The following is a 22,862-nucleotide window of genomic DNA, read 5'->3' as shown; positions in this document are numbered from 1 at the left end:
ATCTGCGGCTTAAGAGTCTCCCCTATTCAAAGATAAGGGAGCCTCTGCCATGGACCGTCGTGATTTTCTGCTCTCCTCCGGCGCCGTCGCCATTGCCGTCGCTGCCCCCCGCGCCCTTGCGCAAGGCAGCGACGATGCGCGGCTATCGGCGGCTTTCACCGCCATTTTCGATCGGCAACTGGACCTGTCCCCTGCCTTCGTAACCAGCCTGGGGCTGGACAAGGGTGCGCGGGCCGGGGCGAAGAGCCAGTTGGACGACAATAGCAAGTCGGCGATGATGAAGCGGCTGGCGATGACGCAGGCGGCGATCAAGGAACTGGAGGGGTTCAAAACAGCCAATCTGTCCGCCCCGCAGCAGCTTAACCTGGACGTGATCCTCTATTCGCTGGGGCAGCAGACGGTTGCTCCCGCGACCTTCGGCCTCAATAGCGCGGTGCGCCCCTATCGCATCTTTCAGCAGGGCGGCAGCTATTTTTCGACGCCCGATTTCCTGAACACCGCCCACACCATCAACGCCGCCGCCGATTGCGACGCCTATCTGGCGCGGCTGGAGGCCTTCGCCCGCAACCTGCGCACCGACAGCGCGATGCAAAGGGACGAGGCGGCACGCGGCTATCTGGCGCCGGGCTGGTCGCTCGACCTGACGCTGGTGCAGATGAAGAAGCTGCGCGACCAGCCTGCCGCGAGCAGCAGCCTGGTCCAGTCGCTGGTCAAGCGCGCGGCGGCGAAGGGCATCAGCGGCGACTGGCAGGGCCCGGCGGCGGCGATCGTGGAAAAGAGCATCTACCCCGCGCTCGACGCACAGATTGCGATGATCGAGGGGCTGCGGCCCAGGACGGCGGCCGGCGACGGGGTATGGCGCACCCCGCGCGGCGAGGAGATTTATGCCGCCGCGTTGAAGAGCGCGACCACGACCGACCTGTCAGCGGCGGAGATTCACGCCATGGGCATCGAGCAGGTGGCCGACATCAGTGGGCAGCTCGACACGATCCTGCAAGGTGCGGGCTATAGCAAGGGAAGCGTCGGCGAACGGCTGGCCGCGCTCAATGCCGATCCGTCGCAGCTCTATCCCGATACCGCGCAGGGGCGCAGCGACCTGATTGCCGCACTCAATGCCGAAGCCAAGCTGATGCAGGCGAAATTGCCGCAGGCCTTTGCCACGATCCCCGACACGCCGCTGGAAATCCGCGCAGTGCCGGTCGAAATTCAGGATGGCGCATCGAACGGCTATTATAACCGCGCGGCGCTGGACGGGTCACGCCCGGCCATCTTCTTCATCAATCTGAAGGCGATTGGCGACTGGCCCAAATATACGCTGCCCGCGCTCAACTATCATGAAGGGGTGCCGGGGCATCACCTTCAGATTTCGACTGCGCAGACGGCAGGCGACATTCCCATGCTGCGCAAGACCGCCTTCATGAGCGCCTATAGCGAAGGCTGGGCGCTCTATGCCGAGCAATTGTCGGACGAGTTGAAAGGCTACGCCACCCCGCTCGACCGGGCGGGCTATCTGCAATCCTTCCTGTTCCGCGCAGCGCGGCTGGTGGTCGACACCGGCATTCATTCGAAGCAATGGAGCCGTGAAAAGGCCACCGCCTATATGGTTGAAAAGACAGGCTTCACCCAAGCGCGTTGCCAGCGAGAGGTCGAACGTTACTGCACCCAGCCGGGCCAGGCGACCAGCTACAAGGTTGGTCATGGCGTATGGACCAAAGCGCGCGCCGCGGCGCAAGCGGCCATGGGCGACCGCTTCGATATCAAGCAGTTCCACGCCATCCTTGAGGAAGGTGCGATGCCGCTGTCGATGCTGGAAGCGCGCGTCGCGGCGCGGGCGAAGATGGGATAACTTCTAAATCCTCCCCTGCAAGGGGAGGTGGCTGACCAAAGGTCAGACGGAGGGGTGTCACCCCAACGATAGGGCGACACCCCTCCACCATTTGCTACTCAAACGGTCCCCCTCCCCGTGCCGGGGAGGAATTACTCGTAGTCCAGATCCTGATAGCTGTCGTCCGCGATGTCGGAAAAGCGTGTGATGCGCGCGTCGAACTTCATGCGGATGCGGCCGGTCGAACCGTGGCGCTGCTTGGCGACGATGACTTCCGCCAGGCCGTAGATGCGGTCCATATTCTCGCGCCAGACAGCATAGGCCGCTTCATCCTCGACCTTGGGTTCCTTGGCCGCTTCATAATAATCTTCGCGGAACACGAACCAGACCATGTCCGCGTCCTGTTCGATCGAGCCGGATTCGCGCAGGTCGGACAGTTGCGGTCGCTTGTCCTCGCGCTGTTCGACCGCGCGGCTTAGCTGCGACAGGGCCAGCACCGGCACATGAAGTTCCTTCGCCAAGGTCTTGAGACCACGGGAAATTTCGGAAATTTCGTTGACGCGATTCTCGTTGCCGCGCCCCGTGCCCTGCAACAGCTGAAGATAATCGACGACGATGAAGCCGACATCGTGGCGGCGCTTCAACCGGCGGGCGCGGGTGCGCAGGGCCGCGATGGTCAGGCCCGGCGTATCGTCGATGAACAAAGGCAGTTCCTGCAATTCGCGCGCGGCGCGGGACAGGTTCTGGAAATCGGCGCGGCTGATCTTGCCCATGCGCAGCGCTTCGCCGCTGATCCCCGATTGCTCCGCCAGCACGCGGGTCGCCAGCTGATCGGCGGACATTTCGAGCGAGAAGAAGGCAGTCTTGGCCCCCATATTCTTTTCGGGCGGGATGCCGTCCGCATTGTCGCGCAGCCAGCGGGACGCGGCATTATAGGCGATGTTGGTGGCGAGCGAGGTCTTGCCCATGCCGGGGCGTCCGGCCAGAATCATCAAGTCCGAATTATGCAGACCACCGATTTTCGCGTTCAGGCTGTTGATGCCGGTCGTGATACCCGACACATGACCGCCACTGTTGAGCGCGCGTTCGGCAACCTGCACGGCGGCGGTAGAGGCGGCCAGAAAGCTCTTGACCGATCCACCCTCGCCTTCCCCTTCGGATACTTTATAGAGCGCGACTTCGGCTGCCTCTATCTGTTCGCGGGGATTGACATCCTCGCTCGTATCCATTGCATTTTCAACCAGTTCCCGGCCAACGCTGACAAGCTGTCGCAGCAGGGCCAGGTCGTAGATCTGCGATGCGAAATCGCGCGCGCCGATCAGCGCAGCGCCATTGCCGGTCAGCTGCGCCAGATAGCCCGCCCCGCCCAGTTCCCTGAGCGCCGGGTCTTGATCCAGCATGGGTTTGAGCGTCACTGGATTGGCGACCATGTCGCGGTCCAGCAGCTTCATGATCGCGTCATAGATGCGGCCATGCATCGGCTCGAAAAAATGCTCTGCCTTGATCTTGAGCTGAACATCCTCCGCCAGCCGGTTGTCGATCATCAGCGCGCCGAGCAGGGCTGCTTCCGCCTCCACATTGCGGGGGAGTTCAGGCGCGCCGGTTTCGGCGGCATTGTTCATTTTTACGAGTTCGACCATGCCCCTCTATTCCTCCCCCCGCCGCCCGCGTGCAAGGCCCAAGGTTGAAACGACGATGGCTAGCTGTGGATAAGTGCCCGCCCCTGCGATGCCCGCCGCGCATTTGCGCATGATCGCCAAGTCCTGCTTGCATTTCGCGGGCCGTCGCCGCACTGAGGCTGATCGCAATATGGCCGACCCGCGCATCATAGACATCAAGCTCGACGAGCGGACGATCCTGTGGCGCAATGCCGACGTCGAACAGGAACGGCGCATCGCGATCTTCGACCTGCTGGAGGATAATATGTTCGCGCCCCAGCGCGTGCATCCCGACGGCTATGCCGGGCCTTACAAGGTCGTGCTGCGGGTCGAGGAAGGCCGGTTGGTGATAGAGATCAACCGCGACGATGACAGCCCGCTCGAAGCCGTCATCCTGGGGCTGGGCCGGTTCCGGCGACCGATTCGCGAATATTTCGCCATATGCGACAGCTATTATCAGGCGATCAGCAATGCCTCGCCCGCGCAGATCGAAACGGTCGACATGGCCCGGCGCGGCATTCACAATGACGCGGCGGAAATGCTGCGTGAGCGGCTGGAGGGCAAGATCGAGGTCGATTTCGATACGGCGCGTCGCTTGTTCACGCTGATCTGCGTGCTGCATATCAAGGGGTAGGGACAATCGGGCGACTGACTCTGGGGGGATTGCTGGTCCGTGTCGCGCTGGCGCTCACGCTGGTCGCCGTGCTGGCGCTGGCGCTGTTCTTTTATGCGCGCAACTGGGCGCCGAGCCGGGACGATTATCCCGTGCAGGGGCTGACCGTCAGTTCCGACAATGGCCCGATCGACTGGGGGACGCTGGCGGCGCAGGGGGCGGATTTCGCCTATATCCGTGCGGCCAAGGGCGCAGACTGGCGCGACCCGGACTTTGCCGTTAACTGGCGCGGCGCGCGCACCGCCGGGATGCGTTATGGCGCGATGCTGGAATTCAGCCTGTGTCGGCTGGCCAGCGATCAGGCGACCCGCTTCATGACCACGGTGCCGCGCGACAATGCCGCCCTGCCCCCGGTTATCCGCCTGGCGTTCGACCCCACCTGCACCGCGCGACCGGGGCGCGACCTATTGCTGTCGGAACTCAATACGCTGGTCAATCTGGTCGAAAGCCATGCGGGCAAGACGGTCTTGCTCAACGTGACCGAGGATTTCGACAAAAGCTATGACATCGGTTCTGGCATCAACCGCACGCTATGGCTGGACGGCAATTTCTTCCCGCCCGATTACGCCACCAGGCGCTGGGTGATGTGGACAGCCAGCGACATGCGGCATATCGACGGGGTCGACGGTCCGGTCAGATGGGATGTGGTGGCGCCATGACGCGCGAGGCGGAAATTGCGGAACTGGTGGCGGCTGCGCGCGAAGCGATGGCCAACGCCCATGCGCCCTATAGCCGCTTTGCCGTGGGCGCTGCGGTGCGGCTGACCGATGGCAGCATCGTCACCGGCTGCAATTTCGAAAATGCAAGCTATGGCCTGTCGCTGTGCGCCGAAACGGTCGCACTGGCGACGGTCAATGCGCAGGGCCGCTTCGCCGATGTCGCCGCCATCGCCGTGGTGGGTGGCGCCATGGATGGCGCTGGCCAGGCGATCGTCACCCCATGCGGCCGCTGCCGCCAGGTCATGAACGAAGCCGAACAGATGGCCGGACGCCCGCTGGCCATCTATTGCGCGACGCCCGATGGCGGACAGATAGTCGAACATAGCGTCGCGGCATTGCTGCCCCATGCCTTTGGTCCGGCGGACCTTGGCATCACTCCTGTCAGGAAGAACTGAACTGCCCATGTCGATATTGTCGGATAAATGGATTCGCGAACAGGCACTGAGCAACGCCATGATCGAGCCGTTCGTGGAGAGCCAGCGGCGCGACAATTGCATCAGCTATGGCCTGTCCTCCTATGGCTATGACGCGCGGGTGGCGGACGAGTTCAAGATTTTCACCAATATCGACAGCACCATCGTCGATCCGAAGAATTTCGACACCAACAGCTTTGTCGATCGCAAGACCGACTGCTGCATCATCCCGCCCAACAGCTTCGCGCTGGCCCGCACGGTCGAATATTTCCGCGTGCCGCGCGACGTGCTGGTGATTTGCCTGGGCAAATCGACCTATGCCCGCTGCGGCATCATCGTCAACGTCACCCCGCTGGAACCGGGCTGGGAGGGGCATGTTACGCTGGAATTTTCCAACACGACGCCCCTGCCTGCCAAGATCTACGCCAATGAAGGCGCATGCCAGTTCCTGTTCCTGAAGGGCAATGAACCGTGCGAGGTCAGCTATGCCGACCGGGCAGGTAAATATATGGGGCAGCAGGGCGTGACGTTGCCGCGCCTGTGACGACGTGCCAGACTATGGCTCATGAAATGGTTGCGGACATGGCTGGCACGCGGAACGCCGACTGAAGCATTGCCCCCGCCGAGCATAGGCGACCGCCGCGTTTACGCGATTGGCGATGTGCATGGCCGCGCCAGCCTGCTCGACGCGCTGCTTATATTGATTGCGCAGGATGACGCCCAACGGGGCGCGATGCCCCCGCACATCATCCTGCTGGGCGATCTGGTCGATCGCGGCCCATCATCCCGACAGGTGATCGACCGGGTGATGGCCATGGTCGCATCAGGCGGCGACGTGCGTTGCCTGAAAGGCAATCATGAGGAGATTTTCGTCCTGGCAGCGCGAGGCGAAGTCCGGGCGGTACCTGTTTTCCGCCGGATGGAAGGTGCGGCGACTCTGGCCAGTTACGGGCTTGACCCATTATTGTTCGGCGTCATGACCGATGAAGAGGTCGTGGCATGGATGCTGAACAATGTTCCGCGTGAGCATGTCGATTTTCTCGACGCCCTGCCCGATCAGGTCGAAATGGACGATTATCTGTTCGTTCATGCCGGTATCCGGCCGGGTGTGGCGATCGACGCGCAGAACGGGGCCGATCTGCGCTGGATAAGACGCGAATTTCTGGATCATGAAGGCGCGCATCCCAAGATGGTCGTGCATGGCCATAGCATCACTGATGATGTCGATCTTCACCCCAACCGGATCGGCATCGACACGGGCGCCTATTATTCGGGGCGACTGACGGCGATCGGCCTGCAAGGTACAGAGCGCTGGTTTCTCCAGACCAACGACTGACTGGTCTCTCATTATTTTCTGCGGCGCAGCATGCTGATGATGCTGCGGCGGCGGTCCCAGGCTGTTGAAAGTCGGGTGCCGATTCGCGGCCAGGAAAATCCATAGCGGATTGCTACCTTTGCTTCGTTTCTAAAGGACAGAGCGGCCCAGATGCTGCCATCCAGGGGAACAGATCATGCGTGCTATTCATGCGTTAACCGGGCTTTGCCTGGCGTCATGCCTCGTGCCTTCATCTCAAGCCTTCGCAGCTGCAAAACAGGACTTGGCGCTCACTCAGCGTCACAAGTTCGACATTCATGTCCAGCCGCTCAGCAGCGCGCTGCGCCAGCTTTCCACGCAATCGGGCGTGCGTATCCTGTTCCCCTATGACGAGGTGGCCGCGATCCGCAGTCGCCGCATCCAGGGCTGGCTGTCGACGCAGGAGGCGCTGGGGCGTCTGCTGGCGGGCACTGACCTGAAAATGGAACAGGCGGGCGCGGGCGTGATCGCGCTGGCCGCCCCGGCCAATCGCAGCGCGGCGCGTCGCAGTCCGCTCTCGCTCCAGTTCGCGCAGGCTGGCACAGCGGGCAGCGTCGCCCCGGCCGCGCTCGCCCCCGCCCCCGAACCGATCGAGGATTCAACGCCGATCATCGTCACCGGGACGCGCGCGACCAACCGCACTGTCGCTGACAGCCTGGCGCCGATCGACGTTCTGGGCACCAAGGATCTGGAAGCGAGCGGCAAACAGTCGGTCCGCGACCTGCTGGGCACGCTGGTTCCGTCCATCAACGTGTCGAACAATGGTGCGGGCGCCAGTTGGGCGGTGCGTACCCTGTCGCTGCGCGGCCTTGGCGGGGACCAGTTGCTTGTGTTGGTGAACGGCAAGCGGCGGCATAATTCGGCGACGTTGTTCATCAACGGGTCAGTGCAGAATGGCCAGTCGCCGCCGGACCTGGACCTGATCCCCGGCAATGCGATCCAGCGGATCGAGGTGCTGCGCGATGGCGCATCGGCGCAATATGGTTCTGACGCCATTGCCGGCGTGGTCAACATCATCCTGAAAAACGATACGGCCGGGGGTGCGGCGCTGACGCTGGGCACCACGATGGACAATGGCGGCGAACAGGGCCGTTGGCAGTTGGACAATGGCTTCGCGATCGGCCCGGACGGCGGCTATATTCACCTTGCGGCCGATGGCGTTCTACAGGCCGGGACGATCGTGAAGGGCTCGCCGATCGCTGGCACCTATTATCCCACCGGCGATCCGCGGAACAACAATCCCGATCTGGATCGCTACCGCGGCAAGGCCGGCCAGCCCGAAGTCATCGGCGGCAATGTCAGTTACGACGCCATGCTGCCGATCGGTGGCAGCGTGGAAGCCTATAGCTTTGGCACATATTCCAAGCGCCACGCCGCAGGCTGGCTGACCTATCGCACGCCCGCCGCGCTCAATAATATCATCGAAATTTATCCCGAAGGCTATATCCCGCGCATCCATGTCTATGACGAGGATTTCCAATATGCGCTGGGCGTGCGCGGGGAAATCGGCGGCGGCGTGCATTTCGACCTGAGTTCCACCTATTCGCAGAATGAGGTGAAATATAAGCAAACGACGTCGCTCAACCCGTCCATGGGCACGGCGAGTCCGACGAACTTCTATCTGGGCAAGATCCGGTTCGACGAATGGACCAACAATCTGGATTTCAGCAAGGAATTGGATGTCGGCCTGGCCGGGCCGCTATCTGTCGCGGTCGGGGCGGAATATAAGAAAAACAAGTTCATGATCGGCGCTGGCGATCCGGAATCCTATATCGACGGCAAATATGTGTCGCCGCCGGGTGCCTGGCTCGCAGGTCAGCAACGTACCGGCGTCGGCGCGCAGGGCGTGACGGGTTTCGTTCCCGAAGGCACGGGAAGCTGGAGCCGCAGCAACTGGAGCGCCTATCTCAACCTGGAAGGCACGATCGTCGAAGGGCTGGAATTCGGCCTCGCCGGGCGGCACGAGGATTATACCGACTTTGGCACCACCGACACCGGCAAGGCGTCGCTGCGCATCGAACCGATGCGCGGCTTCGCCATCCGTGGCACGGCCAGCACCGGCTTTCGCGCACCCACCCTGCAACAGCAGCATTACGCGTCATCCTCCACCATCGGCGTGATCCAGAACGGCGTCAGCGTCCTGTTGCCCGTGCAGGCATTGCCGGTCGAGGGTGCGGCGGCCAAGGCTTTGGGCGCGGTGCCACTCAAGCCTGAAAAGTCCGTCAACTTCTCTGCGGGCATCGTGCTGACGCCCGCGCCGAACCTGAACATTACGGTCGATGCCTATCAGATAAAGATCAAGGACCGCATATTGCTGAGCGAAACGCTGAGCGGCCCGGTAGTCATCAATGCGCTGGAAGCAGCCGGCATTTACGGGATCGCCGGTGGCCTGATCTTCTCCAATGCTGCCGACACGCGGACTCGCGGCCTGGACATTGTCGGCACCTATCGGGCGGGACTTGGTGACATGGGCCTGGCGACGATCAGCCTGTCGGCCAATTTCAACAAGACCATTTTCACCCATATCGATCCTGTCCCCGGACCGATTGCCGCATCCGGTCTGGCGCTGATCGGCCGAACCAAGCAGGGCGACCTGACCGAGGGCACGCCGCGCAACAAGTTCATCGCCAACATCCTTTGGGAAAAGGATGATTTCAACATGAACCTGCGTGCCACGCGCTTTGGCAAGATCACGCAGCGCGCGAATGCCACCGCCTTTCACACGGCCGACTTTACCGCGTGCGCAGTCAATGTCGTGAGCCCTGTCTGCTTCCGCGACTTTGTGGACGAAGAATTGAAGCCCAAGGTCATCGTCGATCTGGAGATCGGGTATAAATTGACCAAGGGGATCAAGCTTTCGGTTGGCGCGAACAATCTGCTGAATACCTATCCCAACAAGTTGAAGCCGGTAAACCAATTCGTCGGCTTTCTCTACAACAGCTATGCCCCCTATGGCATTAGCGGGGGCTTTTATTATGGCCGCCTGAATCTGGAGTTCTAGGCATGAAGAACGAACCGGGCGTGAGCCGGCGCGAGGCGATTGCGGCGGGCGGGATCGGCTTGCTGGCGGCGGGCAGCGTTGCGTCGGTCGCGCAATCGGAAGGCGCGCCGGGGGCAGGCAAGGAGACGATGGTGCGTGTAGAGGACGCCACCAATGTCGCACTCTCCTTGTCGCCCGATGGTAGCCGGATCGCCTTCGACCTGCTCGGCATCTTGTGGACGATGCCGGTCGCGGGCGGACCGCTGCAACGGCTGACCGGCGATTTTGACGATCTGGCCCAGCCCGACTGGTCGCCCGATGGCAAGCGCATTGCGTTCCAATCCTATCGCAGCGGCAATTTCCACATCTGGTCGGTCGCGGCCGATGGCAGTGACATGCGCCAGCATACGGACGGGCTGCTGGACGATCGTGAACCGCGCTGGTCGCCCGATGGACGGACCATCGCCTTTTCCAGCGATCGGGCGGACGGGCGCTACGCCATCTATCTGCTGGATGTGGCGTCAGGCCGGGTGACGCCGCTGTCCAGCGGAACGAGCAATGACAGCGAACCGTGCTGGTCGCCCGATGGCCAGCGGATCGCCTATGTGGCGGGCGGTACGAAACTGGTTATCGCCGATGTCGCGACCGGCGCGGTCAGCGAGGCGGCATCAGTGCCTCCGTCCCCCGATCGCTTCAATCCGTCGGCCATCATGGCCCCGACCTTCGCGCCGGACGGCCGTATCGCCTATACGCGCGTCCAGCCCGGTTCCGTAACGCTGGTCGTGGACGGCAAGGATGTGGTTGCGGGCGAAGATCTCTACCCCTTCCGCCCCGCTTTCACGGCGGATGGTGCGATCCTCTATGGCTCCGGCGGCAAGTTGCGGCGCTGGCAGGCCGGTAAGGCGACGGTCGTGCCCTTCACCACGCAAGTTCCGGTGACGACGCCCGATTACAGCAAGAAGGCACGCGATTTCACCTCCACGACGCCAAAACCCGTCCTGGGCATTGCCGCACCGATGCTGTCGCCCGACGGCAAGCAGATCGTCTTTGCCGCGCTCAATGATCTTTATCTGATGCCGGTCGGCGGGACGCCCCGCATCATCGTGGGCGACGCCTTCCACAAATGCGATCCGGCCTGGTCGCCAGACGGCCGGACCATCGCCTATAGTTGCGACCGGGGCGGCACGCTGGACCTGTGGCTGCATGACGTCAGCACCGGCAAGGAACGGCAACTGACCAACATCCCGGACAAGGCCGTCGCCTGGGGCAGCTGGTCGCAGGACGGAAAGCTGATCGCCTTTCTGGATCAGGAAGGCGCGCTCCATACCGTCGAGGTGGCAACCGGCACGGTGCGCAAGCGCTTCGATGCGATCTGGGAACCGGGGCGGCCCAGTTTCGGTCCCGATGGCAAGACCATCGCCTATGCCGCCTTCAAGCCGGTGACGGGCCGCTATCGCGAAGGGGCAAGCCAGATATTGTCGATCGATCTGGCGACCGGCAAAGGCACCTATCGCCCGGTGTTCGACGGCAAGTCGCTCGGCACGCGCGGCCATGACGGGCCGGTCTGGTCGCCCGATGGCAAAGCAATGGCCTTTGTGTTCGCCAGCACGCTGTGGGTCGCGCCCGTCGCACCGGACGGCAGCTTCACCGGCGCGCCGCGCCAGGTCAGCACCGAACTCGCCGATGCGCCAAGCTGGAGCGGGGATTCGCGCTCAATCCTCTATCTGAGCGGCGGAAAATTGCGGCTTGTGCCGGTCTCAGGCGGCAAGCCGCAGACCGTGCCTTGCCGCCTGACATGGGCCAATGCCAAGCCTTCGGGTCGCACCGTCATCAGGGCTGGCAAAGTCTGGGACGCGCTGTCCCCGGCCTACAAGAGCGGCGTCGACGTGGTGATCGATGGCAACGTCATCACCGCGGTCACGCCGCATGATGGCGGCGCGCCGTCCGACGCCAATGCCCGCTTCATCGACGCGCCGGACCTGACGCTGATGCCGGGCCTTATCGACATGCACACCCACCGGCAGATGGCGGGCTATGGCTATGGCGACCGGATGGGGCGTCTCTGGCTCGCCATGGGTATCACCGCGACGCGATCACCGGGATGCCCGGCCTATCATATGGTCGAGGACCGCGAAGCGATCCAGAGCGGCAAGCGGATCGCCGCGCGCCATTACGCCACGGGCGAAGCAATCGATGGCGGGCGCATCTTCTACAATTTCATGCGGCCAGTGACCGAGCCGGGGCAGATGACGCTGGAACTGGAGCGGGCGCGCCTGCTCGATTATGACATGGTCAAAACCTATGTCCGCCTGCGCCACGACACGCAGAAGGAAGTGGTCGACGCATCGCACCGGATGGGGATGCCCTTGTCATCCCATTATCATTATCCCGCGCTTCACAGCGGCATGGACTGCATGGAGCATATCGGCGCGACCAACCGCTACGGCTATTCGCGCACCGTCACGGGGCTGGGCGGTGGCTATCATGACGTCAATGATCTGTTCTCTGCCGCCAGGGCCGGGCGGACGCCAACATTGTTCGCCGCGACCGCGCTGCTGGGGCTGGACGACAGCTTCACGCACGATCCCCGGATCACCACCCTCTATCCCGACTGGGAGTTCGCCAAGCTGACCGGACGGGTCAAGGCCATGTCGGGCGAAGGCGGCACGGTGATGCTGGCGTCGCTGGAACGGCAGGTGGCGCAGATCAAGCAGATGCTGGCGGCGGGATGGCACCCCCTGTCCGGCACCGACGCGCCGATTGATCTGACCGCGATCAGCCTGCACCTCAACCTGCGGGGCATGGTGAAATATGGCGTGTCTCCGCTCGACGCGCTGATGATGACGACGCGCTGGTCGGGTGAATTTCTGAACGAGCCGATCGGCCGGATCGAACGCGGCATGTTGGCGGACCTGATCCTGGTGGAGGGCGATCCGTTGAGGGATGTCAGCGCCGTCGCCAATGTGCGGCAGGTGGTGGCCAATGGCGTAGCGCATACGCCAGAAACGCTGATGGCCCCGTTCGTGGGAGCCAAGCCGCAAGCGGACCTGACGCCCGTGCTGCCCATGCTGGCCGATGCACACCAGCATTTCTGGTGGCACGATGCCGAATATGTGGAATCGAGCCGGGCCGCATGTTGTGCGGGCCATGCGGTAGAGCATGTCTAGGCTGGCGGCGGACTGAAACGCCATCAGGAATAGCGATGCGAAGAGCGAACGGGCAGTGGTTCCTAACGCCAGTCCTTCGCCTTCGCGGCCTTCTCCCCCGCCGCGTCAACGGGCGCGCCATCGATCAGCGCGTCGACCGTCGCCATGACCCGCGCATCGGCTGACGACGCCTGACGATAGCCATGCGCCTGCCCCGCGCCGGGCAGCGCCTGTTGCACTTGCCAGCCATCGCCCTCACGACAAGCAACGCCCGCGAGTGTCCCGTCGAAGCTACGACACCAGCCGCCACCCTTGCGCTGGAAGGTGAGGCCGATGCGGATCGCGCCATCGCCCTGTGCCGAGGCCAATTGCGTGTCGAGCGCCTGCGCCAGCCCGCCCTGCGCGATCATGACGCCATTCTGCACACCGATCGGTCCACCTTCCCCACCGCTCAGGCGACCAAGGCCAAGGCCCAGCACGAGGCTTGCGGCGATCGCACCGCCCGTCACCCATCCCCGCCAGCGCGGCGCGGGACGCGCCAGAGGCACGACCCTGGCGCTATCCTCCACCAGAGCGCGCATTGCCCGCGGCAGCGGTTCCTGCGCGATCGGCGCATAATGGCCCGCCAGCCGCTCCCGCAACCGGCGGTGCATCGCCACCCGTTCCGCCAGCGCAGGGTCTTCCGCCATGGCGCGTTCAACGCGGCGGCGGGTCACATCATCCAGTTCGCCATCGACCAGTGCGATCAGCATGGCTTCGTCAATGTCGGTCATGCCGCTTCCCCCATCAGTTCAATGAGCGCCCCGCGCCCGCGCACCAGCCGCGATGTCAGCGTCCCCATCGGCACCCCCAGCACGGCGGCAGCCTCCTTGTAGGACAGGCCCTCCACCAGCACGAGCGCGATGGCTTCGCGCTGTTCGTCCGGCAGCGCCTGCATCGCCCGATCCACGTCGGACAGGTGCATATGCGCTTCGATGTCATGATCGCCGGCATGGCCGACATGCTCGCCCGCTTCCTCCGGCGCGAATGTCTTGGCCGCCCGCTGGCGCGCGCGAGCTTCGTCGATCCACAGGTTGCGCATGATCCGATATATCCAACTGTCGAGGCGCGTGCCCGGCTGCCATTGGTCGCGCGCCTTGAGCGCCCGCTCCAGCGCGGCCTGGCACAGATCGTCGCCATCGGCACGATCGCGCGACAGGCTGGCGGCAAAGCGCCGCAGCCTGGGCAGGATCGCCAGCAAATCATGCTCGAACGACATCGGGGCTCCGTACAATGTTCCTGGGATGAAACGAGCCTGCCAGGTCGTTTCATCCCACAGCCGAGGAAAAAACGGAAATATTCGTGCGATGGTTTATCATGCACCCGAAAGGACCGGTGACGACGCCATGAAATTGACCCGCCCCTGGATGATCGCCGGGCTGATCCTGATTGCGCCGGGCGCACAGGCGCAACTGCTGGGCGGTAGCGGGCCTGTGGGTCAGGTGGTACCCGATGTGCTGAACCGGGTCGACGGGCTGGTCGAGGGCAGCGGACTGGAGCGCCTGTCCCCGGCGCGGCTGGCCGATCGGCTGGCATCGGCGCGCGCGACACGGGTGGGCGATCTGCTGCGGCGGCATGGCGACAGGGTCGAACTGGACGACCGGCGCGAACCGGCGCAGCGGGGAGTGATATTGCTGACCGGCGCGGATGCCGCCAGTCTCGACGCGCTCAAAGCCGCGGGTTTTGGCGTGGAGAACGAGGCGGTGGACGGGCTGGACCTGACCATTGTGCGGTTGCAAGTGCCGCAGGGCCGCAGTCTGGCACGGGCGCTGAAGGATGTGCGCAGGATAGCGCCCAGGGCGCAGGCGAGCGCCGACAATCTCTACTTCCCCGGCGGGTCGGCCAATGGCGCGGCATTGGGGGTACTGGCTGGAGGCGGTACGGTTGGACGCGGCGCAGCGGGACTGATCGACGGCGGCGTCGCGCGCCATCCGGCGCTGACGGGGCCGGTCGAACAGCGTGGCTTCGCGCGTGGTGCGCCGCGCGCAAGCGCCCATGGCACGGCGGTCGCTTCGCTGATCAGCGGGACAGGCAGCGTGCGCGGCGCGGCGCCGGGTGCGCCCTTGCTGGTCGCGGACGTCTATGGCGATGATCCGGCGGGCGGCGGCGCCTTTGCGATCGTGCGCGCGCTGGGCTGGATGGCGGCGCGCGGTGTGCCGGTGGTCACGGTCAGTCTGGTCGGACCGGACAATCCGCTATTGGCGGGCGCGATCCGGCTGGCGCGCGACAAGGGCGTCACGGTGGTCGCAGCGGTGGGCAATGACGGCCCGGCAGCACCGCCCGCCTACCCCGCTTCCTATGCGGATGTGGTCGCCGTCACCGGCATTGACGGACGCGGACGCCTGTTGCCCGAAGCGGGCCGCGCCGCCCATGTGAATTTTGCCGCACCGGGTGCGGACCTGAACGCAGCGCGCAGTGACGGCGGCAAGGGCGCGGTACGCGGCACCAGCTTTGCCGCGCCGCTGGTCGCGGGGCGGCTGCTGGTGCGGGGCAGCCTGAATGCGCTGCTGGCTGAAGCGGAGGCGCCAAAGGGCAAGGCGCGCGGCTTCGGCAAGGGCATCATCTGCGCCACATGCAGAAATAATGACTGATTTTTAGCCAGTTACGATTTTTTCCGTCAGCGCGGGATTAAACGCCTGTCTCCTCCCGTTGTCCCTGCATTGCATCGACAGTCAACAAGGAGATGAGCGATGAAGAGCCAGTTCATGATCGTGGCGGCCTGTATCGCAACGCTGACCGCGGTTCCCGCATCGGCCCAGTTGCTGGGCGGCGGTGGCGGCGGTGGTGGTCTGCTGGGCGGGTCGATCGGCGGCGTAGGCAGCAGCTTGGGAGGCACGCTGGGCGGGTCGGGCAGCGGTGGCATCGGCCTCGACCGCAGCATCGACCTCGACAATGGCCGGGTCGGCGCGAACGGATCGGGCAATGGCCGGGCCGATGGCAATGCCAGCGGTTCGCTGACCCACCGGGACAAGAGCCGCAGCGGCAGCGCGTCGGGTTCGGCCAGCGGATCGGCGGGCGGCAGTCTGGCGGTCGACACGCTGGGTACCAGCGATGCGCGTAACGCCGTGGGCAATGTGCGTGATCGGGCCGCCAATGGCGTCGGGGCAGTACGGGATCGGGCGAACGGTGCCGTCAGTACAACCAAGGACCGGGCTGGACAGGCCGTTGGCGCGGTTCGTGATCGGACAGGATCGACCGTTGGCAGCGCAACCGGCGCTGTAAACGGCGCTGCATCGATCGACGCCAGCGGCCAGGTTTCAGGGGGTGGACAAACTGCTGGTTCGACCAGCGCCGCTCCTGAAAGTCAGGCGGAAGATTGACCCCGCAGGGGAAAGGGGGATGGCGGCCAAGTTCCAAGCCGTCATATCCCGCCCCGTCGCCTGACCGGGCCGACGATCCAGACCGGATCGTCGGCCCATTTTGCATCAATCGAGGGCAAGCATCCGGCGGATTGCGCAGGTCAGGTCATTGCGCGATTGCTGCGCGACGCGCGCGGTCGCCACAATGTCGAAAGCATGGATCGCGCCCGGATAGACATGACATTCCACCGGCACCCCTGCCCCGGCCAGACGCCGTGCGAAATCCAGATCCTCGTCAAGAAACAGATCGAGCGCCCCGACCGCCACATAGGTCGGCGGCAATCCAGCCAGATCATCCGCCAGCGCCGGAGAGAACCAGCCCTTGCGCGCATCGTCGCAGCCATAATCGCCGCGCAATGCGTCCCAGCAAAACTGGTTGGAAGCGCGGGTCCAGATGAATTCGCCGGTGCCTGCCGATTGCCAGCGGCATTCCGCTCCGCCGGTGCGATGGTCCAGCATGGGATAGATGAGGATTTGGCCCGCCAGCGCCATGTCGCCCCGGTCCCGCACCATCAGCGCCAGCGCCGCCGCCAGCCCGCCCCCGGCGCTTTCCCCCAACACGACGATGCGCTGCGGATCGATGCCAAGCGTATCGGCCTGTGCCACCAGCCAGTCTAGCGCGGCGTAGCAATCCTCCTGTGGCCCCGGAAAGGCTGTTTCGGGCGCCAGTCGATAATCGACGGAGGCGGCGACGAACCCCATGGCCTCTGCCATCGGCCCGATCGAGCGGCTCGCCGCATCAGCCGTCCCCATCACCATGCCACCGCCATGGATGTGCAATATGGCTGGACGGGGCCGAGCGGCAGGATCGGCATTGAAGATATGAAGCGGCACATCCGGCGCGCCATCGCGACCGGGGATCATGCGAATGTCGGGAATTGCCACCGGCCCAGGCCGTTCCATCGCAGCCATGCCCGCCCGCATGATCGGCAGCACATCGTGGCTCAGGTCCAGATCTGGCAGAAAATCGAGCACGGGGACGATTTCTGGATCAATCAGATGGCGGGTCGTCATGGCCTCTCCTGGGAAATTATATCCTTGGCGGACATTCTCCTATGGCAGGCCCGGCCCCGTCACAACGGAAAAGGCCGATGATCCTGTCGGATCACCGGCCTTTACACCCCCCGTTTAGCGCATGACGCGCGAAAGCGTCAGGCGACCTTGGCCTGTTCTTCCAGCGCCTCTTCCGGATCGCGCAGCACATAGCCACGGCCCCAGACGGTTTCGATATAATTGTCGCCGTTGCAGGCCAGCGCCAGTTTCTTGCGCAGCTTGCAGATGAACACGTCGATGATCTTGAGTTCCGGCTCGTCCATCCCGCCATAAAGATGGTTGAGGAACATTTCCTTGGTCAGGGTCGTGCCCTTGCGGAGCGAGAGCAGTTCCAGCATGGCATATTCCTTGCCGGTCAGGTGAACGCGGTTGCCGTCCACTTCCACCGTCTTGGCGTCCAGGTTGACGGCCAGCTTGCCGGTACGGATGACCGATTGCGAATGGCCCTTCGACCGGCGCACCACGGCGTGGATACGGGCGATCAGCTCTTCGCGATGGAAGGGCTTGGTCACATAATCGTCGGCGCCAAAGCCGAAGGAGCGGACCTTGCTGTCCATTTCGGCAATACCCGACAGGATCAGCACCGGCGTCTGCACCTTGGCAGCGCGGAGCTTCTTCAGCACGTCATAGCCGTGCATGTCGGGCAGGTTGAGATCCAGGCAGATGATGTCGTAATCATACAGCTTGCCGAGATCGAGACCTTCCTCGCCCAGATCGGTTGTGTAGACATTGAAACCTTCGGTCGTGAGCATAAGCTCAATCGCCTTGGCGGTGGTCGGTTCATCCTCAATCAGCAGCACGCGCATGTGAAGCCCCTTTGCGTCGCAGGTCCGTTCACCCCACCAGAACGGCATCTACTCCAATTCATTAACCAAAAAACTTCTGAAGGACAAAGGTTAATTTTTCGCTAACCCGCAGAAATCCACGAGTCGCCAAAAAACGAATCTATTTACAAAGAGTTGAGGCCGAAACGATTCTCCACGAGTCAAGAATGATTCACCTGCGAAACGAGCATCAGCAGCCATGGTGCCGGGTGATGAAATCCAGCAGCGCATCAACGCGGGCGGGGCGCAATCGCGACGGCGGCGTGACGAGATGGAGGCCGAAGGGCGGCGCGCGCCAATCGACCAGCACCTCCTCCAGTTCGCCGCTGGCCAGCGCTTCACCCACGATGAAATCGGGCAGCCGGGCGATGCCCACGCCGGCGCGCAGGGCCGGCAACATCGCGTCGCCGCTATTGACGGTCAGGCGCGATCGGACCTGCACCACCACATTTTGTTGCCCCGGTCCGGCAAAGCGCCACACGTCCGGCGTGGTGACGTTGGAATAACAAAAGCAGTCATGACCGCTCAGATCGGACGGATGCATGGGCCGTCCCCGCGCCGCCAGATAGGCGGGTGACGCGACGACATGAATATCCACGTCGGCCAGACGGCGGGCGCGGAGCGAACTGTCGGGCATGTCGGCGATGCGGATGGTCGCATCCAGTCCCATTTCGATAAGGTCGATATGCGCGTCGGACAGATGCAGGTCGATATCGACCAGCGGATGTTCCTGCGTGAAGCGGGCGATCAGCGGGGCGATGCGCAACAGGCCAAAGCTCATCGGCGCGCCAAGCCGGACGACACCCGACAGGTCGGCGGTTTCCTCGCGCGCGGCTTCCTCCGCCGCCTGCCCTTCGGCCAATATGCGATGGGCATGGTCGGCCAGCCTCTTGCCGCTTTCGGTCAGCGCCAGACGGCGGCTGGTGCGGTTGAACAGGCTGGTATCCAGATGCTCTTCCAGCCGGGTCACGGCCTTGGACACGGTGGCTTTCGACACGCTCAGCGCTCTCGCCGCGTCGGTGAAGCTGCGATGTTCGACCACGGCGGCGAACATCGCCCAGGCCTCAAAATCAGGTAGTCGCATGGGGAAACAATCCGTTTCGATGCTGCGTGTTTCGGAAACGATCCTGATCACTAGATTGGCGGAAAGCAAGCCGGAAGTCCGGTCGATATTTGGAAAGGCAAGGATATGAACACGCATACCGCAAACCGTATCGAGCGCCGCCCCTTCGCGTCGCTGGGTCATGCCGATCATGGCTGGCTGAATGCCCGCCACCATTTTTCATTCGCCGATTATCATGACGACGACCGCATGCACTGGGGTGCGATCCGGGTATGGAATGACGACGAGATCGGCCCGCGTTCGGGCTTTCCGCCCCACCCCCATGCCGACATGGAAATCATCACCTATGTCCGCACCGGCGCGATCACGCACAAGGACAGCCTGGGCAATCAGGGCCGCACGCAGGCGGGCGATGTTCAGGTCATGTCGGCCGGCACCGGCATCCGTCACGCCGAATATAATCTGGAGGACGTAACGACCACCCTGTTCCAGATCTGGGTCATCCCGCGCGCACGCGGCGGCAGCCCAAGCTGGGGCGCCAAGCCGTTTCCGCGTGGCGAGCGGTCGGGCAAGCTGGTCGTGCTGGCCAGCGGCTATGACGAGGACGCCGAAGCCCTGCGCATCCGCGCCGACGCGCGCCTGCTGGGCGGCACAATCCGTGCGGGTGAGAGCGTGACCTATGACAGCGCTGAAGGACGCCATCTCTATCTCGTGCCCGCGACGGGACGGATCACTATCGATGGCGAGACGTTCGAAGCACGCGATGGCGCGGCGATCATTGGCGGCGCGCCCATCACCATCACCGCGATCGAGGATGCCGAAATCGTCCTGGTCGACAGCATCTAGGCTTTCCGGCCCGTCCTTCCCCCGGACGGGCTGGCCGCCGCCCGCGCATTCTCCCCCTCCCCTTGCGCGGGCGGCACCCCTTCTCCCCTTCAACCAAGGAGCACATCATGGCTAAGGTTCTGGTTCTCTATTATTCCTCCTATGGGCATGTCGAAACGATGGCCAAGGCAGTCGCCGAAGGCGCTGCCGCCACGGGCGCGCAGGTCGACATCAAGCGCGTACCCGAAACCGCGCCGCTCGAAGTCGCCAAGAACGCGCATTTCAAACTGGATCAGGACGCCCCCGTCGCGAGCGTGGAAGAGCTGGCGGGCTACGACGCGATCATCGTCGGCACCGGCACCCGTTTTGGCCGCATATCCAGCCAGATGGCGGCCTTCCTGGACCAGGCCGGCGGGCTGTGGGCGCGCGGCGCGCTCAATGGCAAGGTCGGCGGGGCGTTCACCTCGACCGCCAGCCAGCATGGCGGACAGGAAACCACGCTGTTTTCGATCATCACCAACCTGCTGCATTTCGGCATGACCATCGTGGGTCTGGACTATGGCTTCCAGGGCCAGATGGGCGTGGACAAGGTGCGCGGCGGATCGCCCTATGGCGCTACCACGCTGGCCGACAGCGACGGCAGCCGCCAGCCGTCCGAAGAGGAACTGGACGGCGCGCGCTATCAGGGCCGCCGGATCGCGGAAACCGCGATCAAACTGCACGGCTGACGGTTATCGGCCGATCACATCGTCTGTAAGTTGCAGCTGCCGAGCCTCCGGGTCGTACCAAGGTGAAGGCAAGCCGCGGAGGCTGGTGCGTAAGGACTGTGCGCCAGCCTCCTTTTCCATCGCCTATTTCCCGGCGGCGAGCAGGAAGTCAGCGCTCTGTTGCAGCATGTCGGCGCGGGCATCACTATCGTTCAGGCCATGCGCAAGCCCGTCATAAATGACGAGGCGGCTGCGCTTGCCCGCCCCTTCCAGCTTGCCCTGCATGATCTTCGCCTGGGTGATGTCGACATTGCCGTCGGCGGTGCCGTGGAACATCAGCACCGGCGCGCGGAACTGCGCAGCGTGGCTGGAGGGGACGCTTCCTCGGCTTCCGTTCCCGTGCCCATGCGCTGCTGCTGCACCAGATAGCTGCTATCAAACTGGGCACGCCGCAGCCGATCGCCAAAATCGGTAACGGGGGCAATCGCGACGACAGCCTTGAAAAGATCGGGATCGATCACCTGCGCCTGTAGCGCGGCATAGCCCCCATAGGACCAGCCAGCGATCGTCAGTCTGGCGGGATCGGCAATGCCCTGCGCGACAAGCCACCGTCCGGCATCGACAACGTCGTTGATCGCCTTGCGCCACGAGCGATAGCCGTTGCGCATCAGCCATTGCTCACCAAAGCCAGCCGACCCGCGAAATTGCGGCTGGATAACGGCAAAGCCGCGCGCGGCATAATATTGCACCATCCAGTCAAAGCCCCATTCGTCGCGCGCCTCCGGACCGCCATGCGGCATCACGATTGCTGGCAACCCCTTGGCCGTTTCCTTGCCGGGCGGCAGTGTCAGATAGGCCGGGATCGTGACGCCATCGCCCGCCTTGAAACTGACGGACTGCATTTTCGCCAACTGGCGATCGGCCAGTTCGGGACGATCAGGCATCAGCGGCGACAATTTGCGCGCCGTGCGGTCGAACAGATAATATTGGCCCGGATCGATGTCGCTACCCGCCCACACCAACACTTTTTGGCCGTCGCTGCTCATGTCGCCGATATGGATGGACTTGCCGCCCAGCGCCTTGCCCAGCGATGTGACCAGCGACGACACCGTCGGGTCAAAATAGATGGCTTCGCGATGGTCGAGCGCATAGCTCGCGCCGACAACCCGCCGGTCACGCCCGACGCGGATCAGCCCGGTCACGTCCACCTGCGGATGGGCAAAAACGACCTTCTTTTCAAGCGCCGGGTCCAGCGAAATCGACACCAGCGCATCGCGCCCGTCAGTCTTTTCAAAGCCATAGACGATGTTCTTCTGCGGATCGACAGCGAGCGGATAGAAGCCGCTATTGTCGCGCACGTCGTACGTGGACAGATCGCTCCAGCCCGACTTTCCCTGCGGCCGATAGAGGAATTTATAGGTCCCCTTGGAATAGCCCGTTCCCTTGATCTCCTGCATCCCCATGACGCGAACGTTACCGACCCCATCGGAGATATAATCGATCGCCAATTTGGCCGGCGTCTCGACCCGCTTCCCGCTGCCGCTGCGCGTGTCGATTCGGTCGACCCCCAGGCCCTCCAGGCGTTTTTCGATAAGACTGCCGATTTTCGCTTCCGGAACATAGGAACGGGTCATCAGGATCGCGCCGTCCTCTCCCGGCAGCAGATCCACGATGTCACCACCGCGAAAGTCGTAGGATAGCGCGTTCTGGCCGCGCCGCTGGCTCAGCAGCTTGGTATTGCCGCCTGACGCATCGACCGCGAACACATTGCTGGATCCATACACATCGTCAGCGTAGCGCGTTTCACTATAAATCTGGCAAGCGAGTCGGGCGGCAGCGACCCAGTCGCAGCGGGACATATAATCCGGATTGCCGGACGTCGTCGCGGCCGCAACCAGTTCAGCGCCTTCCTTGGCCTCAAGCACATAAGCGCGACTGCTTCGCCCCGGCCCGGCGGAAACCAACGCGATTTTCGATCCATCCGGCGAGAGGCTGGCGGAAATCACTGTCTCGCGCGCGCCAAAGGCTTTCGCCAGCGCATCGGGTTGCGTCTGGGCGAGCGCGCCCTGCGCTGTCCCCGCCGCCAGCAGCGCCAACATCATTGCCTTACCGAAACGGACCATGCCCGAATTCCCCCCGAATTTTCCTGTTGGTTCAGGGGCTAAGCGAAGCGGGTGACGCGCGCAACTGCCTTGCTTGCCCTTGCTCTCTCACAATGGCATCA

Annotated in this window: 18 protein-coding genes and 1 pseudogene; 12 read left to right on the top strand and 7 right to left on the bottom strand. The window is 63.6% G+C overall.

Annotated elements, in window-relative coordinates; genetic code table 11:
* Positions 1 to 49: 49 nt before the first annotated feature.
* Complete coding sequence (locus tag IWY39_RS00555) at positions 50 to 1,846, top strand: DUF885 domain-containing protein (RefSeq protein WP_107123574.1); 1,797 nt, start codon at positions 50 to 52, stop codon at positions 1,844 to 1,846.
* A gap of 131 nt (positions 1,847 to 1,977) precedes the next feature.
* Here the strand turns inward: IWY39_RS00555 and IWY39_RS00550 are convergent, their stop codons facing one another.
* The gene (locus IWY39_RS00550) at positions 1,978 to 3,465 is read right to left on the bottom strand and encodes a replicative DNA helicase (protein ID WP_017182512.1); all 1,488 of its coding nucleotides are present in this window, start codon (positions 3,463 to 3,465) and stop codon (positions 1,978 to 1,980) included.
* Positions 3,466 to 3,634: 169 nt separating this feature from the next.
* On the opposite strand from IWY39_RS00550, the gene IWY39_RS00545 reads away from it, so the two are divergent.
* The 7 genes from IWY39_RS00545 to IWY39_RS00515 all read left to right on the top strand — a co-directional run bounded on the left by IWY39_RS00545 (position 3,635) and on the right by IWY39_RS00515 (position 12,789).
* Positions 3,635 to 4,117 (top strand): UPF0262 family protein, encoded by a 483-nt coding sequence (locus IWY39_RS00545; protein WP_026002280.1) that lies wholly within the window; start codon positions 3,635 to 3,637, stop codon positions 4,115 to 4,117.
* A 29-nt stretch (positions 4,118 to 4,146) separates the two neighbouring features.
* A complete protein-coding gene (locus IWY39_RS00540; RefSeq protein ID WP_107123575.1) occupies positions 4,147 to 4,815 on the top strand; it encodes a GH25 family lysozyme in 669 nt (222 codons plus the stop codon).
* A complete protein-coding gene (locus tag IWY39_RS00535; RefSeq protein WP_107123576.1) occupies positions 4,812 to 5,270 on the top strand; it encodes a cytidine deaminase in 459 nt (152 codons plus the stop codon). The genes IWY39_RS00540 and IWY39_RS00535 overlap by 4 nt, the downstream gene beginning before the upstream one ends.
* A 7-nt stretch (positions 5,271 to 5,277) precedes the next feature.
* Positions 5,278 to 5,832 (top strand): dCTP deaminase, encoded by a 555-nt coding sequence (gene dcd, locus IWY39_RS00530; RefSeq protein ID WP_017182516.1) that lies wholly within the window; start codon positions 5,278 to 5,280, stop codon positions 5,830 to 5,832.
* A 21-nt stretch (positions 5,833 to 5,853) separates the two neighbouring features.
* Positions 5,854 to 6,624: a metallophosphoesterase gene (locus IWY39_RS00525; RefSeq protein ID WP_019053247.1), complete on the top strand. Its 771-nt coding sequence runs from the start codon at positions 5,854 to 5,856 to the stop codon at positions 6,622 to 6,624.
* A 262-nt stretch (positions 6,625 to 6,886) separates the two neighbouring features.
* Entirely contained in the window at positions 6,887 to 9,643 is a 2,757-nt protein-coding gene (locus tag IWY39_RS00520) for a TonB-dependent receptor (protein WP_107123577.1), read from the top strand.
* 2 nt (positions 9,644 to 9,645) lie between these two features.
* Entirely contained in the window at positions 9,646 to 12,789 is a 3,144-nt protein-coding gene (locus IWY39_RS00515; RefSeq protein WP_107123578.1) for an amidohydrolase family protein, read from the top strand.
* A 62-nt stretch (positions 12,790 to 12,851) separates the two neighbouring features.
* On the opposite strand, the gene IWY39_RS00510 is transcribed toward IWY39_RS00515, so the two are convergent.
* Positions 12,852 to 13,541: an anti-sigma factor family protein gene (locus tag IWY39_RS00510; RefSeq protein WP_107123579.1), complete on the bottom strand. Its 690-nt coding sequence runs from the start codon at positions 13,539 to 13,541 to the stop codon at positions 12,852 to 12,854.
* Entirely contained in the window at positions 13,538 to 14,026 is a 489-nt protein-coding gene (locus tag IWY39_RS00505) for an RNA polymerase sigma factor (RefSeq protein ID WP_107123580.1), read from the bottom strand. The genes IWY39_RS00510 and IWY39_RS00505 overlap by 4 nt, the downstream gene beginning before the upstream one ends.
* Positions 14,027 to 14,114: 88 nt before the next feature.
* Here IWY39_RS00505 and IWY39_RS00500 point away from each other — a divergent pair, with 88 nt between their 5' ends.
* Both IWY39_RS00500 and IWY39_RS00495 read left to right on the top strand, forming a co-directional pair.
* Entirely contained in the window at positions 14,115 to 15,398 is a 1,284-nt protein-coding gene (locus IWY39_RS00500) for a S8 family serine peptidase (RefSeq protein ID WP_107123581.1), read from the top strand.
* 99 nt (positions 15,399 to 15,497) lie between these two features.
* Complete coding sequence (locus IWY39_RS00495) at positions 15,498 to 16,127, top strand: hypothetical protein (protein ID WP_107123582.1); 630 nt, start codon at positions 15,498 to 15,500, stop codon at positions 16,125 to 16,127.
* Positions 16,128 to 16,232: 105 nt separating this feature from the next.
* Here IWY39_RS00495 and IWY39_RS00490 read toward each other — a convergent pair whose 3' ends face one another.
* The 3 genes from IWY39_RS00490 to IWY39_RS00480 form a co-directional block, all read right to left on the bottom strand.
* Positions 16,233 to 17,180 (bottom strand): alpha/beta hydrolase, encoded by a 948-nt coding sequence (locus IWY39_RS00490; protein WP_107123583.1) that lies wholly within the window; start codon positions 17,178 to 17,180, stop codon positions 16,233 to 16,235.
* 137 nt (positions 17,181 to 17,317) lie between these two features.
* Positions 17,318 to 18,025: a response regulator transcription factor CtrA gene (gene ctrA, locus IWY39_RS00485; RefSeq protein ID WP_017182525.1), complete on the bottom strand. Its 708-nt coding sequence runs from the start codon at positions 18,023 to 18,025 to the stop codon at positions 17,318 to 17,320.
* A 208-nt stretch (positions 18,026 to 18,233) separates the two neighbouring features.
* Positions 18,234 to 19,127, bottom strand: coding sequence for a LysR family transcriptional regulator (locus tag IWY39_RS00480; RefSeq protein ID WP_107123756.1), 894 nt, complete (start codon positions 19,125 to 19,127; stop codon positions 18,234 to 18,236).
* A gap of 105 nt (positions 19,128 to 19,232) precedes the next feature.
* Between IWY39_RS00480 and IWY39_RS00475 the strand changes: the two genes are divergently transcribed.
* Together IWY39_RS00475 and wrbA are read left to right on the top strand one after the other, a co-directional pair.
* Complete coding sequence (locus tag IWY39_RS00475; RefSeq protein ID WP_019053238.1) at positions 19,233 to 19,952, top strand: pirin family protein; 720 nt, start codon at positions 19,233 to 19,235, stop codon at positions 19,950 to 19,952.
* 107 nt (positions 19,953 to 20,059) lie between these two features.
* The gene (gene wrbA, locus IWY39_RS00470) at positions 20,060 to 20,659 is read left to right on the top strand and encodes an NAD(P)H:quinone oxidoreductase (protein ID WP_019053237.1); all 600 of its coding nucleotides are present in this window, start codon (positions 20,060 to 20,062) and stop codon (positions 20,657 to 20,659) included.
* A gap of 123 nt (positions 20,660 to 20,782) precedes the next feature.
* On the opposite strand, the pseudogene IWY39_RS00465 reads toward wrbA, so the two are convergent.
* Positions 20,783 to 22,740, bottom strand: a pseudogene (locus IWY39_RS00465) (alpha/beta fold hydrolase).
* Positions 22,741 to 22,862: the final 122 nt, after the last annotated feature.

This window comes from Sphingobium sp. JAI105, assembly GCF_015752145.1.
In the GTDB taxonomy this organism is placed as follows: Bacteria; Pseudomonadota; Alphaproteobacteria; order Sphingomonadales; family Sphingomonadaceae; genus Sphingobium; species Sphingobium xenophagum.
The sequence above is the reverse complement of the archived record's forward strand: the minus strand, read 5'-3'. Positions and strand labels throughout refer to the sequence as shown.

Excerpts from the sequence above, each read along its gene's own strand:
- IWY39_RS00555 (WP_107123574.1), top strand. The coding sequence starts at position 50 with ATGGACCGTCGTGATTTTCTGCTCTCCTCCGGCGCCGTCGCCATTGCC.
- IWY39_RS00550 (WP_017182512.1), bottom strand. The coding sequence starts at position 3,465 with ATGGTCGAACTCGTAAAAATGAACAATGCCGCCGAAACCGGCGCGCCT.
- IWY39_RS00545 (WP_026002280.1), top strand. The coding sequence starts at position 3,635 with ATGGCCGACCCGCGCATCATAGACATCAAGCTCGACGAGCGGACGATC.
- IWY39_RS00535 (WP_107123576.1), top strand. The coding sequence starts at position 4,812 with ATGACGCGCGAGGCGGAAATTGCGGAACTGGTGGCGGCTGCGCGCGAA.
- dcd (WP_017182516.1), top strand. The coding sequence starts at position 5,278 with ATGTCGATATTGTCGGATAAATGGATTCGCGAACAGGCACTGAGCAAC.
- IWY39_RS00525 (WP_019053247.1), top strand. The coding sequence starts at position 5,854 with ATGAAATGGTTGCGGACATGGCTGGCACGCGGAACGCCGACTGAAGCA.
- IWY39_RS00515 (WP_107123578.1), top strand. The coding sequence starts at position 9,646 with ATGAAGAACGAACCGGGCGTGAGCCGGCGCGAGGCGATTGCGGCGGGC.
- IWY39_RS00510 (WP_107123579.1), bottom strand. The coding sequence starts at position 13,541 with ATGACCGACATTGACGAAGCCATGCTGATCGCACTGGTCGATGGCGAA.
- IWY39_RS00505 (WP_107123580.1), bottom strand. The coding sequence starts at position 14,026 with ATGTCGTTCGAGCATGATTTGCTGGCGATCCTGCCCAGGCTGCGGCGC.
- IWY39_RS00500 (WP_107123581.1), top strand. The coding sequence starts at position 14,115 with ATGGTTTATCATGCACCCGAAAGGACCGGTGACGACGCCATGAAATTG.
- IWY39_RS00495 (WP_107123582.1), top strand. The coding sequence starts at position 15,498 with ATGAAGAGCCAGTTCATGATCGTGGCGGCCTGTATCGCAACGCTGACC.
- IWY39_RS00490 (WP_107123583.1), bottom strand. The coding sequence starts at position 17,180 with ATGACGACCCGCCATCTGATTGATCCAGAAATCGTCCCCGTGCTCGAT.
- ctrA (WP_017182525.1), bottom strand. The coding sequence starts at position 18,025 with ATGCGCGTGCTGCTGATTGAGGATGAACCGACCACCGCCAAGGCGATT.
- IWY39_RS00480 (WP_107123756.1), bottom strand. The coding sequence starts at position 19,127 with ATGCGACTACCTGATTTTGAGGCCTGGGCGATGTTCGCCGCCGTGGTC.
- IWY39_RS00475 (WP_019053238.1), top strand. The coding sequence starts at position 19,233 with ATGAACACGCATACCGCAAACCGTATCGAGCGCCGCCCCTTCGCGTCG.
- wrbA (WP_019053237.1), top strand. The coding sequence starts at position 20,060 with ATGGCTAAGGTTCTGGTTCTCTATTATTCCTCCTATGGGCATGTCGAA.